This window comes from Moorena sp. SIO3B2 (assembly GCF_010692525.1).
Lineage (GTDB): Bacteria > Cyanobacteriota > Cyanobacteriia > Cyanobacteriales > Coleofasciculaceae > Moorena > Moorena producens.
This window is the reverse complement of sequence record NZ_JAAHHE010000037.1, coordinates 1-12,324: the sequence shown is the minus strand read 5'-3', so window position 1 is coordinate 12,324 and position 12,324 is coordinate 1. Positions and strand designations below refer to the sequence as shown.

General features: G+C 44.6%; 13 protein-coding genes and 1 pseudogene. 8 read left to right on the top strand and 6 right to left on the bottom strand.

All coding sequences use genetic code 11. The features are described from left to right. The first annotated feature begins 53 nt into the window (after window positions 1-53). Window positions 54-1,391, top strand: coding sequence for a HEAT repeat domain-containing protein (locus tag F6K38_RS11755; RefSeq protein WP_008189425.1), 1,338 nt, complete (start codon window positions 54-56; stop codon window positions 1,389-1,391). A gap of 152 nt (window positions 1,392-1,543) precedes the next feature. On the opposite strand, the gene F6K38_RS11750 is transcribed toward F6K38_RS11755, so the two are convergent. Next, a complete protein-coding gene (locus tag F6K38_RS11750) occupies window positions 1,544-1,663 on the bottom strand; it encodes a photosystem I reaction center subunit VIII (RefSeq protein WP_071986957.1) in 120 nt (39 codons plus the stop codon). Window positions 1,664-2,863: 1,200 nt separating this feature from the next. On the opposite strand from F6K38_RS11750, the gene F6K38_RS11745 reads away from it, so the two are divergent. Both F6K38_RS11745 and F6K38_RS11740 read left to right on the top strand, forming a co-directional pair. Continuing rightward, on the top strand, window positions 2,864-3,355 hold the full coding sequence (locus F6K38_RS11745) for a photosystem I reaction center protein subunit XI (RefSeq protein ID WP_044495154.1): 492 nt from the start codon (window positions 2,864-2,866) through the stop codon (window positions 3,353-3,355). A 139-nt stretch (window positions 3,356-3,494) separates the two neighbouring features. Further along, the gene (locus F6K38_RS11740; protein WP_008189421.1) at window positions 3,495-3,974 is read left to right on the top strand and encodes a recombinase family protein; all 480 of its coding nucleotides are present in this window, start codon (window positions 3,495-3,497) and stop codon (window positions 3,972-3,974) included. 21 nt (window positions 3,975-3,995) lie between these two features. Here the strand turns inward: F6K38_RS11740 and F6K38_RS11735 are convergent, their stop codons facing one another. Next, window positions 3,996-4,130 carry a hypothetical protein gene (locus F6K38_RS11735; protein WP_267872107.1) on the bottom strand — a complete coding sequence of 45 codons (135 nt, stop codon included), beginning with the start codon at window positions 4,128-4,130 and terminating at the stop codon, window positions 3,996-3,998. Between F6K38_RS11735 and F6K38_RS43300 the strand changes: the two are divergent. The 4 genes and pseudogenes from F6K38_RS43300 to F6K38_RS11720 form a co-directional block, all read left to right on the top strand. Continuing rightward, a pseudogene (locus F6K38_RS43300) lies at window positions 4,115-4,231 on the top strand (RNA-guided endonuclease TnpB family protein); the annotation flags it as partial. The gene F6K38_RS11735 and the pseudogene F6K38_RS43300 sit on opposite strands and share 16 nt — an antisense overlap. A gap of 24 nt (window positions 4,232-4,255) precedes the next feature. After that, window positions 4,256-4,720 (top strand): hypothetical protein, encoded by a 465-nt coding sequence (locus F6K38_RS11730; RefSeq protein ID WP_008189419.1) that lies wholly within the window; start codon window positions 4,256-4,258, stop codon window positions 4,718-4,720. Between the two features lie 121 nt (window positions 4,721-4,841). Further along, window positions 4,842-5,204: a zinc ribbon domain-containing protein gene (locus tag F6K38_RS11725; protein WP_229414748.1), complete on the top strand. Its 363-nt coding sequence runs from the start codon at window positions 4,842-4,844 to the stop codon at window positions 5,202-5,204. Window positions 5,205-5,407: 203 nt separating this feature from the next. Continuing rightward, window positions 5,408-5,650, top strand: coding sequence for a FeoA family protein (locus F6K38_RS11720; protein ID WP_008189415.1), 243 nt, complete (start codon window positions 5,408-5,410; stop codon window positions 5,648-5,650). 78 nt (window positions 5,651-5,728) lie between these two features. Here the strand turns inward: F6K38_RS11720 and trpE are convergent, their stop codons facing one another. The 3 genes from trpE to F6K38_RS11705 form a co-directional block, all read right to left on the bottom strand. Beyond that, the gene (gene trpE, locus F6K38_RS11715) at window positions 5,729-7,261 is read right to left on the bottom strand and encodes an anthranilate synthase component I (protein WP_008189413.1); all 1,533 of its coding nucleotides are present in this window, start codon (window positions 7,259-7,261) and stop codon (window positions 5,729-5,731) included. Window positions 7,262-7,355: 94 nt separating this feature from the next. Continuing rightward, window positions 7,356-7,784 carry a photosystem I reaction center subunit II PsaD gene (locus F6K38_RS11710; RefSeq protein ID WP_008189408.1) on the bottom strand — a complete coding sequence of 143 codons (429 nt, stop codon included), beginning with the start codon at window positions 7,782-7,784 and terminating at the stop codon, window positions 7,356-7,358. 1,067 nt (window positions 7,785-8,851) lie between these two features. Next, window positions 8,852-9,796 carry a DALR anticodon-binding domain-containing protein gene (locus F6K38_RS11705; protein WP_161603198.1) on the bottom strand — a complete coding sequence of 315 codons (945 nt, stop codon included), beginning with the start codon at window positions 9,794-9,796 and terminating at the stop codon, window positions 8,852-8,854. A 70-nt stretch (window positions 9,797-9,866) separates the two neighbouring features. On the opposite strand from F6K38_RS11705, the gene F6K38_RS11700 reads away from it, so the two are divergent. After that, window positions 9,867-10,568, top strand: coding sequence for a Crp/Fnr family transcriptional regulator (locus F6K38_RS11700; RefSeq protein ID WP_008189404.1), 702 nt, complete (start codon window positions 9,867-9,869; stop codon window positions 10,566-10,568). A gap of 425 nt (window positions 10,569-10,993) precedes the next feature. On the opposite strand, the gene F6K38_RS11695 is transcribed toward F6K38_RS11700, so the two are convergent. Beyond that, complete coding sequence (locus F6K38_RS11695; protein WP_008189403.1) at window positions 10,994-11,530, bottom strand: NADPH-dependent FMN reductase; 537 nt, start codon at window positions 11,528-11,530, stop codon at window positions 10,994-10,996. Window positions 11,531-12,324: the final 794 nt, after the last annotated feature.

Here is a 12,324-nt window from a genome sequence, read left to right as displayed (position 1 = left end):
CAGGCACACTTTCAGATAAAATCAACTAAATATCAACCCCAAGAGGAGCCCTCATGAACCCAATTATTATTCTTATTGTAGCTATACTTGCAGCAGCCGTTGTTGGGGCAATCGTATTTTTTGTACTGCAAAATAAACTGGATTTTCTATCCGAACAAACCGACAGAAAATTAGAAGTTTTTCAAAATAAGTATGAGACTAGGGTACAACAAAGTTCTCAAGCTCTGCAAGAAAGTTATCGAGAGCAGTTAAATCATAAAATTGCCGAAGTCAAACAGCAGTTAGAGTCTAGCCCTGCTCCTCCTGCCCAATCTTTACAGGAAAATTATCAGGCTCAGTTAACCGAAACCACTAATGAGCTGAAGCAACAACTTGATGCTAGTCTTCTGGAAACTGTCCAATCCTCGGAAGCAAGATATCAAGAACAATTGACACAAGCTACCCATCAGTTAAAGGAAGAACTTGAGTCTAATTTTCGCCAAGAGCTGCAATCTGCTGCTGCTCCTGCCGAATCTTTACAGGAAAATTATCAGGCTCAGTTAACCCAAACCACTAATGAGCTGAAGCAACAACTTGATGCTAGTCTTCTGGAAACTGTCCAATCCTCGGAAGCAAAATATCAAGAACAATTGACACAAGCTACCCATCAGTTAAAGGAAGAACTTGAGTCTAATTTTCGCCAAGAGCTGCAATCTTTGGAAGCGAAATATCAGGCTGATTTAGAGTTAGCCCATCAAAAAATTGCTGAATTAGAACAAGCTCATAAATCCCCAATACCAGACGAGGTTAATAACCTAGATGAAACAGAGGAAACTTCAGCGCAAACTGGTAATGAATTAGTCGAATTATTACAAGAGGCAGAAACAAATCAAGACGAGCCTCAACCAGTGGTCAAGGACGAAATGTTGCCTGAGCCGAGTCAGCCAGAGCAAACAATGCTGACAGAAACCCCAAGTATTACTGATCAGTCCAGCCAAAGTGATCAGGACTTGGATGAAACCATAACTGCTTTGGGAAATTATGCTCAAGCCAGGGATATTCCCCAGTTAAGTAAGTACATCAATCATCCTGAAAGCCTTATTCGGGGCTCAATTGCATCAGCCTTGGGTAAAATTGCTGCGGGTCTTGGACTCAGAGCCGAAATTCAACAGGCCATACCGCTGATCGGCAAATTGATTCAAGATCCCCAACCATCCGTGCGACAGTCTGCTGTTGAAGCCCTGAGTAATATTAAATCTGAAAAAGTTATACCCTTGCTTGAAAGGGCATTAAGGGATCCAGATAGTAATGTGGTTAAATCCGCCAGTGCTGGGATTAGTCAGTTTAAGAGTTATCGGCGAACTCCTAAGCCCAAACCTGCTCAGAAGACTGTAAAGCCCTCTAAGCCTTAACGAGTGCTCTAATCGAAAAGCATAGCCCAAAACCCTAGGGATGTGGGGATTGATCACCCTTTCTCGGGAGTCAACCCCCATGATTGAGTCCCACTCTCACCGATACTCCCTTGAAAAAAGGGGGCTGGTATCCTGCAGGACTTCTAGCTTGTTTAGTCAGCGTCGCTTTCAATGTGGATAAACAAAAGTCCCAAAACTACAGTAGGCATAACTAAGCCTATGAAGGGGACTAGCATCGTTGGTAAGAAAGAAGCTGCGTATGCGCCTGTCATATCTTATTTTCCTATTTGCCTATTAATACAGTAACAAGTTGAACCGATACTTTTTAGCTACCAAAGTCTACCAAGATAGACCAAGGCCCGCCAATGCAAGATGCTTTCGCATCTAGGGGGTATCTCCGCTCTGACGGAATATCCCGCGAGCGCCATAAAAATGTCAAAAAAGTTCGTTCCACCGGGATAGAGAGCGCAACTATTAAACCCTTGGTTTTCGGCTTTAATTTAAGTTACATAATAATCCCTGTCGGTGTTACCCTAATTTAAGTCTAACAAATAATCAGAGTTTTTGGTAGACTCTGCGACATTTTCTCTAGCTGTTTACTAACCTTTTACCACACCAACCCAATTAAGAATGGTGTTGGTTGCCGGTTTGATCTCAAGCAAGCCTCTACCTACCTAAGTAAGTCTCGGTCTTACACTGCCGAGCCAGGGCTTTGCTCTATATTTAAAGAGCCAGCACTGTTATCCAGATGACTGGAACACGGCAGATACCCGCTTACTAGAGGGGTAGATTACTATCGATTTTTTCGACAAGTTAATCCTATCACGCTTCAGGACTATGAAATACCAAGATCTACCTCGGAATTTCCCATACAACCTGTGGCAAAAACCTGATGATTGCTTCTGCCCTTGCTGAGTCTTTGATAGAGTCAATTCTAATCAGTCTGCCATCCCTCTATTGACATCAACACCTGTCGTTGACCTAGACAAAAGCACACAACTCCATTCAATTTGGGTTAACTTCCCGTTTCACCTCGTAGCATGGGAGGGGTTATCCCAACCTGCCCTTATACCAACGACCCAGTTTCTTCAATGGCTCAGATTACTGGAAAGTTTATGCCAGTCGGATAATTATTAAGATTTTTAACAAAAGTTGACCGAAATTCTTTACAAAAATTAATTACTTTTTGTTACAAAAACCAAAGAGACTGAAAGGGGGTTAGTCATCAAAACCCTTGGTTTTAGGTGATTACAATGGTTTTACAAAGGTTATATTACGGTAAAGAACTAAAGCTAAAATTTTTGCCATTGACTAAAAAGGTTAATAAAAAGAACAATATCTCGTATAATTCGTTACGAGAGGATGCGCTTCTCAGCGACGATTACTCGCGCTGATTCTTTCAGTTCCTTTTCTCCCCCCTAAAGTATGATTACTCAAGGGGTTTATCCGATTTGATAGGAGATAAATTTACAATGACGATGGATGTAATTAACCATGGTGGAGATCCCCAAGTGGGTAATCTAGCCACCCCAATTAATTCCTCTGCTTTCACAAAAGCTTTCATCAACAACTTGCCAGCCTACCGTCAAGGGCTATCAGCCAATCGCCGGGGTCTAGAAGTTGGTATGGCTCATGGCTACTTTCTGTATGGACCGTTTGCCTTACTAGGTCCGTTGCGTGGGACAGAGTATGCCAGCACAGCTGGTTTACTGGCAACAGTTGGCTTAGTGGCTCTTCTGACAGTTGCTTTATCTATTTATGGAGCGGCTGGCTCCGGCAAACCTAAGGCAACATTGACCACACCCAATCCACCAGAAGACTTAGGAACTAAAGAAGGCTGGAGTGAATTTGCCAGTGGTTTCTTCCTTGGTGCTTGTGGCGGGGCAGTTTTTGCCTATTTCCTATGCCTGACACCTCATCTAGCGCCACTGCAAAAGATTGCTAGTGGAGTATGGTCCTCTTAACTCTGACTGGAGACAAGAGTTTCTGATCGCGCAGGGTCGGCGAAAGCCGATAGCTAAGCAAGAGAGTAAGGTTAGTGGACAGTTACTAAAAGTGTCATATAGTCTACCAAAATCTACTAAGGTTCGGTAGACTATAGTGATGGCACTAATACCACTCCGTAAGGCGGTCGAACTGACGGGACTTTCCAAAAATACTCTTCGGAAATATGCCGACAATGGCACGATCAAATGTGAACGAATCCCAAGCGGCTACCGGCTCTTTGACACGGAAAGCTTACTCAGCCTCGGAAAAGTACCCATGGCTCAAACTGCTACTATCTGTTACTGCCTCCTCAGCAGCAGAAAACAGTGGGATCACCTTGATCGACAGGTCGCTGATCTGCATTCCCTGTACCCAGAAGCGGAAATCATCCAAGACATCGAGTCAGGTCTCAACTACAAACGCAAAGGGCTTAAAACCATACTGGAACGACTTATGCGGGGCGATAAGCTCACAATTATTGTTGCCTGTAGAGACAGACTTACCCGGTTTGGGTTTGAACTCTTTGAATACTTGGTTAGAAGTTACCGTAAGAGTAGTGCAGCCTTTATAGTTGGTAAATTATGCAGCATAGGGTAAAGGTTTTGTAGTAAGGCTGCACTACTCTAAGGTTTCATCTCCGGTCAGTCTCAACGGTGGAAAACTCGTGGTTCTCAACGACACTAAAAGTTGTCTAGAATGAGAACTTACCGCCGCTCGCGAACCATGACCAAAGGTCAATCTTCTGTCCATCATTCACGTCTTCTCTTGTAGAGTCCACGGACAATGAAAGTACGGTTCAAAAATCAAAGAAGATCCGACTATTCCTAAACGCTGATCAACGTGCAACTATTCGCCAGTGGTTTGGAGTGTCCCGTTATGTGTTTAACAGAACCGTCGAAATACTTAAGGATGGCGAGGTTAAAGCTAACTGGAAAGCCATCAAAACTGACATCTTAAATAGCCTCCCTGAATGGTGTAAGGAAGTCCCTTATCAAATTAAATCTATAGGGATTAAGGATGCTTGCACTGCGGTAAAGGAAGCTAAAAAAAAGTACAATAAAAGTGGGCAAATTAATCGAGTTCGTTTTCGTTCTAGGAAGAACCCTTTTCAGTCTTGCTACATTCCAAAGTCGGCTGTTTCAGTCAAAGGTATTTATCACACTAAATTAGGTAAATTAACCTTTGCTGAAACACTACCGGATCAGATCTGTGACTGTCGATTAACTAGCACCAATGGGGACTATTACCTGGTAGTTCCCCACAAAGTAACTAGAAATAAAACCGAGAACCAAGGTAAGGTAGTTGCTCTTGATACCGGTGTCAGGACTTTTTTGACATTATGAGCGTGAAAATTATGTAGGCAAGATCGGCCATGGTGACTTTTCCAGAATTCAGCGTTTATGCCACCACTTGGATAATCTGATCTCAAAAATCAGTAAGGCAAAAGGTAAGCAGAAACGTCGAATGAGAAAAGCGGCTAGACCGATAGTTATTAGAATACAGAATTTAATCAACGAGTTGCATCACAAAGCCGCTAGGTTTCTGGTAGACAACTTTGATGTAATCTTACTTCCAACCTTTGAGACATCTCAAATGTCAAAACGACAAGATCGGAAGATTCGATCAAAGACCGTTCGCAATATGCTCTCCTTTGCTCACTACAGGTTCAAAGAGTTCCTCAAGCATAAAGCATTTGAAACGGGTAAAACTGTTGTTGATGTTTGTGAAGCCTATACCAGCAAAACTGTTAGCTGGAGGGGTGAATTAGTCAAGATCGGCGCGAGTAAAATCATCAAGTCAGGAATTGATGGCCAAAAGATGGATTGACCAAAGGTCACGCTTCGCGAACGAGATCTAAATGGCGCTCGTGGAATATTTCTTCGTTCGCGCAGCGTGGCCTACGGCCATGCTTTGGTAGATACACCCTGGGTGAGAAATCACCTTGCATTGGCGAGCTAAGGTCTGCCTTTGGTAGACTTTGGTAGCTAAAAAGTATCGGAATTTTCTCAAACCAATTATTAATTAATTAAATGACTTTAGCCGAATTAAAACCTGGAAAGCTTGCCATTATCGAGAAAGTTCAGATAGGTTTGCAAGTCGAAGGTCTCGCCAATCGACTAGAAGCAATTGGCATTATTCCTAATCGACAGGTACAAGTGTTGCGCTCAGCCTGGTTTGGGGGACCGTTGCACATTCGAGTTGGTTCCACCACAGAAGTAGCTATCCGACGGCAAGAAGCTAGCATGATTCTAGTTAACCCTGTGAAGGAATAGTTAGCGGTTAGCGGTTAGGGGCGATTTTAGCAGTAAGCTATCGTCCCGTTCCCTGCAGGGGCGCGCCTAGCTGATAGCTTACTGCTCAAAGTCTAAACAGCGGATAGCCTCTAGTAAGCCTCTAGCTTTATTGAGGGTTTCTTGATATTCTTTTTCTGGGTCAGAATCTGCTACCAAGCCAGCACCAGCTTGCACTGACACGGTATGTTTACCAGAACCACATGGGCGAACTACCATAGTCCGGATTGCGATCGCACTATTGAGCTGACCTTCAAAATCGTACCAGCCATAGACACCCGAGTAAGGCCCGCGACGTTCTGGTTCCAGTTCCTGAATGATTTCCATTGCCCGAATTTTGGGGGCTCCACTCACTGTCCCCGCAGGGAAACAAGCTTTCAGTAAATCCCAAGCTGTTTTACTAGCATCCAGCTCCCCTACTACATTGCTAACAATGTGCATGACGTGGGAGTAGCGCTCAATGAGCATCAGTTGATCCACTCTGACTGTACCACTCTTGCACACACGACCCAGGTCATTCCGACCCAGGTCAACCAACATAATGTGTTCGGCAATTTCCTTTGGATCTTCGAGTAACTCCTGAGCTAGAGCTTCGTCTTCTTGAGGAGTTTGACCCCGACGTCGAGTTCCAGCAATTGGTCGTAACGTTGCCTGGATTTTTTCCTCTGGGGAAGCTGTTGCCTTAACCATTACCTCTGGGCTAGATCCAATGATTTGCCAGTCCCCAAAATTAAAATAAGCCATGTAGGGGGAGGGATTAATCAGCCTTAGGGAACGGTAAAGGGCAAAAGGGTCACCTTTGTATTCTGTCGAGAGGCGCTGGGATAATACGACCTGAAAGATATCCCCAGCTCGGATATAGTCTTTCGCTTTTTCGACATTAGCGCAAAACTGGGACTTGTCTGTATTGCTTATATAAGACAGTTCTTGAGTACCACTATTTGGAGGTGTCCATGGGAGTACTGTGTCCTTACCTAAGAGCTGCCCTTGCAGTTTGTTGACCAGAGTACGAACGCGATCGCATGCTTTTTGATAGGCTGCCTCTAAATCTCCTTGGGCCTGTCGTAAATCAGCATAAGCGATCACCCAAATCTTACGCTTGACCTGATCAAAAATAATCAGGTTGTCCACTTGCATCCACAATCCATCGGGCAAGTCATTGGACTGTAGAGGATAAATTGGCACACGGGATTCACAAAAACGAATTAACTCATAACCCCAGAAACCGAACAAACCCCCAATTCCTGGCGGCAATTGGGGTAAATTTACAGGTTGATAGGATTTCAGACAATTCCCTAAGGTTTCAAAGGGGTCTCCCTCAAATACTGTTACTGACCCATCCCGGTTGGTCTGAGTCGTGCGATTTCCCCTAGTTTCCAATACCCACAGGGGGTCACAACCAAGTAAACTGTAACGTCCCAGATTTTCACCACCTTCTACCGATTCCAACAAGAAGCTGTAGGGTTGACCAGCACAGACCTTATACCAGGCAGAAACTGGCGTTTCTAAATCCGCCACCCACTCCTGGGTTACCGGTACAAAATTACCTTGTTGAGCTACGGTTGAAAATTGGGAAAAATCTGGGAAAATCATGGTCTTTCTCAGCTCAAGGTTGAAAATTCGGCAAACAGCTGAAACTGTTGGTCACAACGTTCAACTTTTTCCCCTTTACCTTATCACTGATTAATTAAACCTCGTAAGCTGCCTTCCCACTGAACTTGATAGTTGCAGGTTCTGGGTTGCTGCCAATATTGCGGTCTATTTTCCCTGCATAGGGACGCCCTTCGTTGACTTTCTCTGGGAATACCCCATCTGCAGGATGCAGAAACTGGATTTCACCATTGGGATAAACCCGGTAAATTTTATAGTCTTCGATTTTGGGCTTAAATTTCGTCCGCAGTTGGGTTCCCAATGCCAGACACTGTTCCTTACGAGCTAAGTAGAGCAAGTTTTCCCCTTCATTCATGATGGCAGCCCCACCAGTAGGCATTTCAAACACTTGCTCTTTTGAGCTTGTCCAGGTGATAGCGTATTTTTCTTCAACTTCAGCTTTGGTCAGCAATCCGCCAGTGCTACCACCAAATATGGGAGTTTGTCCCGTCAGTTCTTCTGCCATAGTTTTTTTCTCGTGTCTATAAATAAGGCATTCAAGGGAATGCTATCATCGACTTCATACCTGTCTGGCTACTTTGTCAAGAACTGTAACAGTTCTTTAGCTATTCGTGATTTTAGTCATTGGTCTTAGTGATTGGTCTTAGTGATTGGTCATTTGTGATTTCTTCTGCCAAGGGACTTCCGGCTGATGACAAAGGAGCTATTACAAACAAAAACAAGCAACAACACACAAAATAAGCCCTAGTTACCCGTCAAGGCAATGACATGAGGCTACCAACACCACCCTACCCTGATCGTTGTGGAAATTTTGCCAACCTTAATTTTCTTTAACTGAAATACTCCTATACTTGCCTATCTGGTAATTTTGGGCTTATCACCAATCCCAGCCTCATCAATCCCAGCCCTGGCTATTGGTAATGGTCAATTATTGGCTTAGTTGACACTCTCCGCCCGCTTATGGACGGGGATTCTTAGTTCCTCGACATGCCTTAAAATTAGCTATCCGTCAAAGGCAATACTTAAGCCAAATATCCGTTTAAGAACCAAATACCTAGCCTAATTTAACTAACCCCAGTGGGCTTATCTCCCTAAGCGTTGAGTTTCCTCAGTTTCCGTGTGCCCCACGGTACTTTTTATCTTTTAAGGTTTACTTTACTGGTTTGCGGTATTTGTTAGGATCCATACGTTTTTAATGAGGTTTTTCGCGCCTCAGGTGCTAACATCGCTTTACGTCGTGAGGTTATGACAGTACCGACGAATCCTGTCTGTGTTAGGCCACTCTTCTATTCTAGTAATTTTATTAAAAGCCGTCGAACGAAGGACGGGGCTTGAGACCCATTTTTTTTGTCAAAGAGCCCGCCTTTGGGCATCAAGCCAGCTTTGCTACTGGCGGTATCTGCCTCGGCCAATTAAATCAGAAAATTAAATCCGGCAATTAAATCAGAAAGGGAACCGACGACTGGCCGTGTTTCGTCTCGGTTCCCTGACTGGTTCGCTCCTCACACATCCGTAAATATACCGAAAACTTTCTGGATTTGTCAACCCCTTTGGCAAAATTTTTTTTTTCGGTCAAAGTTCACCTGGTGCAAGGACACCTAGTTGGTCTTCTAGAAGCGATCGCAAGACTACTTGAGTTACTCCCACTAATCCTAACCTTGCTTGAGCCAGCCTAGGGGTCTGGTGTTTCACCTCCCCCCAAATGCGACAGCTACGGTAGAACTGCTCAAAAGCATTGCTCACAGAACTTGCCAATTTTAGCCAATGCTTTGATTCAGTTCCACTAAAGTAGTCTGTCAAGTCCATGATTTGACCAATCAAAAGTCTTTCTGCTGGATGGACCAACTGTATAAGCGGCTGCTTTGTTCCTTTTCCTAAGTCGTCTTTTAACCAGGGAATTGGATATGGCACAACTATGAGTCCCTTAGAGGTTTTCAAGTCCATACTCTGAATCTGGATTAAGCCCTGGCGATGAGCCAAGCCCAGGAGTGAGCAGCAACGAGCATGGGCATACTGAACTCTAAAGATCTTGGAAGTATCTTGTGAGAAGAGTGCTGAGTGCTGAGTGGTAAGTTCTAAGTAGGGCAAGAGATTCTTTTGACCTTGTTGAGGGCGAAAGCTAATCAGGGTGTCTGTTGAAGGTTGAATCCAATCTTGTAACCAAGTTGCTAACCCCTGATCTGTCAGCCAAAAATTAATCCAGCCTGGGGGAGCTACTTCAACCTCGAATTCGATCAAGTTTTGTTTCCCAGCATCTTGAGTTATGGTTGGCAAAGATACAGTTAACTGATGAGCAATGGCGAGAGGACTTTGCTGCATGGCGCGAGAAAGCTTGAGAGCGATCGCTGAGCGATATGCTACACCAGTATTATCTGAGCACCTTTCTAAAGGAATCGTTTCCAATATCAACTGGGGAATACCAGAATATACTATTGCTCTCGATATCTGTTGTTGTAATCGGGTACTCAGAGCAGCAGAATTACCTGACAAATTTACGCGCCATGAGCTACTTCTCAAGGTATTTTTTGTTACTTTGGACTCCATGTAAGATCTAGATAAACTTGTGTATCCATCAGGCTCGGAGCTTATGTATTCACCATCCGACCCATTAGAGGCATCCCGACCCTTTGTAACTTGGCAAAGGATCTTAGATTGGGGACAGGAACACTACCGTTATAGGACGTTTAGCAAAGATGAGCGGATTCCTACCCGTCCTGGGTTGTTGTATTTGGTAGAGCGGGGGGCAATCCGTTTGGTGGGTACTTCTCAAGTCAGCGCTAGCCCCAATTTTTCTGGAGCTCAATGCTCCCATCAGAATATGGAAGAAGCGTTTTTAGGATTCATTGGTGCCGGTCAGCCCTTTGAAATTGTTGCCCTTTCACCCTTCACACTTCAGGCTTACTCCCACGTTGAGCAAACTGCTGTGGTATGGATGTACTGGGATGACTTAGACAACTGGCCACACTTCCGACGGGAGATCTTAGATGCATTTAGGCTTCAGCATCAACGCAAACTCCTCTGGCTGAGTACCTTAGGACAGCGACGAACCATTGATCGGCTCTTGGGATTTCTCATATTATTGGTTGAAGAGTTCGGGGAACCGTGTGAACAAGGTTACTGCTTACCATTTCCCTTAACTCATGCACAAATCGGTAGTGCCATTGGCTCCACCCGCGTGACTGTCACTCGGTTGATAGGAAAGCTTCGCCAACGGGGAATCATCAACACTCAGAAGGATAATTTAATTTGCTTATCAGGTGACTCAGTACCTAAGATAACTCCTAATTAGGTACACTTGTAGATGCTTGTGTTCGAGTAATTGCAGTGGAAATCTAATTTACTGCCAAACTGGCAACACAGCCATGCTAAATTCCTTTTTAATAAATATATACCTAACAGATCGCACAAATCAGCCATCCTGTGCCGTAATTGATGATCAGCTTGGTTGTGCTGTGAGGGGTAACACCCTTCACAACACAGCCAGTTTTTTTTATATAAATGTTTTTATGGCAATGGGTGTAATGGTGTTTCCAAATTTCCAAATTTGAGGGACAAAGCGATGCAGCGCTACTGGCTGCTCCGTTCGCGTTTGGCCGTAGGCCACGCGGGGCGCGAACGCGCCCCGCGTCGGGCAAAGCCCGAAATTGCTATACTTTGCCCACCCTACTTTAATTGGTATTTTTTTTACACCCAAGTCCCTAACCCGATTTGCGCTTACCTTAACTTCTGAGTATTTGCTACCAAACTTTCAGCAAATTTATCGAAGCGCTCGGAGAGTTTTTTATCCAAAAGCTTGCCATCTTCACCAAAGGCTTTCCAAGCCTGACCAATGGCAATCTGCTCTGGAATCACCCAACTATGTACCCAGCGCATAATTATCCGTAGGTCATTGAGAGCGTTACTATTAGACTGACCCCCCAATACACTAATCAAACCGGTAACTTTCCCTTCGAGATGTTCAAAACTCATCAAATCTAGGGCATTTTTAAGTACACCACTCACACCACCGTGATATTCCGGTGTTGCCAGAATTAAGCCATCGGCTTGCTTCACGGTTTCCTGTAATCGGGTGACATCTGGATAGTCTGGATAGTCACTATCACCAGTGCAAAATGGTAATTGCATCTGACGCAAGTCGAGGATTTCAGTGGATACACCATTAGCTTTCACTCGGTCTATAGCATGCTCTAGAGCCTGATAGCTATAGGATTCAGGACGTAAACTACCACTAATTCCAACAATGTTCACCATCTCACTAACCTCTGTTTAACTATAGTGCTGATTGCTGAGTGCTTAGTACTGAGTACTGATTGCTGAGTGCTTAGTCTGGTTGACTGTCAACCGTCAACCAAGCTGAGTGCTGAGTGTTTCAGTAGGTTAGGTGCGCTTTCCCATTAAGAATTAAATTCGCTATAGGTGCGCGCCTCCAAGGGCGCGAGGGATTGCTCGCGCCCTTGGGTCGCACCTTCGCGTCGCACCTTAAGTTGTGATTTTTTGTCGTGAAAGCTACCAATTATCAAGGAAAGCCAATTTTATACGTAGTCGTTATGACTACGTATAGTCTAGCAAGTTGGCAGCAACTTTGTCAAACTCCTGTTGTAGCAGATCGGAGTATGTCGATCATGACCGCAACGATAAATTCGACCATCATGCTTTGACCGATAAGGCATAGGTGGGCTTTCCGCATCTAATTATTAAATTCGCCACGGGTCGCACCTGATCATTTTGTTGTTTAATCGACAGGGCATCCAGATCAGCCCCAATGGGTATAGCACTACGCGCTACTGTTAGGACATTCCTAAACTCCGAAACGTAAGTAATCGCTGACTTTTAGGTGCGACCCGTGGCGAATTTAATTCGCCGTTCGCGCCCCGCGTCTCCTACGGAGAACGGAAAGCGCACCTTTGACTTCTGACTTCGTTAGAGTCGATGCCTGGTATTACCCAGGGCACCTCTCCTTCAAATCTGGGCGTGCGACTTTCACCGCACCCAGCTCCTAGATATCCTGACCTTTCGGTCTGCTTCCGTGGATTAGTTGATGGCAG

Excerpts from the sequence above, each read along its gene's own strand:
- F6K38_RS11755 (WP_008189425.1), top strand. The coding sequence starts at position 54 with ATGAACCCAATTATTATTCTTATTGTAGCTATACTTGCAGCAGCCGTT.
- F6K38_RS11750 (WP_071986957.1), bottom strand. The coding sequence starts at position 1,663 with ATGACAGGCGCATACGCAGCTTCTTTCTTACCAACGATGCTAGTCCCC.
- F6K38_RS11745 (WP_044495154.1), top strand. The coding sequence starts at position 2,864 with ATGACGATGGATGTAATTAACCATGGTGGAGATCCCCAAGTGGGTAAT.
- F6K38_RS11740 (WP_008189421.1), top strand. The coding sequence starts at position 3,495 with ATGGCACTAATACCACTCCGTAAGGCGGTCGAACTGACGGGACTTTCC.
- F6K38_RS11735 (WP_267872107.1), bottom strand. The coding sequence starts at position 4,130 with ATGATGGACAGAAGATTGACCTTTGGTCATGGTTCGCGAGCGGCGGTA.
- F6K38_RS11725 (WP_229414748.1), top strand. The coding sequence starts at position 4,842 with ATGAGAAAAGCGGCTAGACCGATAGTTATTAGAATACAGAATTTAATC.
- F6K38_RS11720 (WP_008189415.1), top strand. The coding sequence starts at position 5,408 with ATGACTTTAGCCGAATTAAAACCTGGAAAGCTTGCCATTATCGAGAAA.
- trpE (WP_008189413.1), bottom strand. The coding sequence starts at position 7,261 with ATGATTTTCCCAGATTTTTCCCAATTTTCAACCGTAGCTCAACAAGGT.
- F6K38_RS11710 (WP_008189408.1), bottom strand. The coding sequence starts at position 7,784 with ATGGCAGAAGAACTGACGGGACAAACTCCCATATTTGGTGGTAGCACT.
- F6K38_RS11700 (WP_008189404.1), top strand. The coding sequence starts at position 9,867 with ATGTATTCACCATCCGACCCATTAGAGGCATCCCGACCCTTTGTAACT.
- F6K38_RS11695 (WP_008189403.1), bottom strand. The coding sequence starts at position 11,530 with ATGGTGAACATTGTTGGAATTAGTGGTAGTTTACGTCCTGAATCCTAT.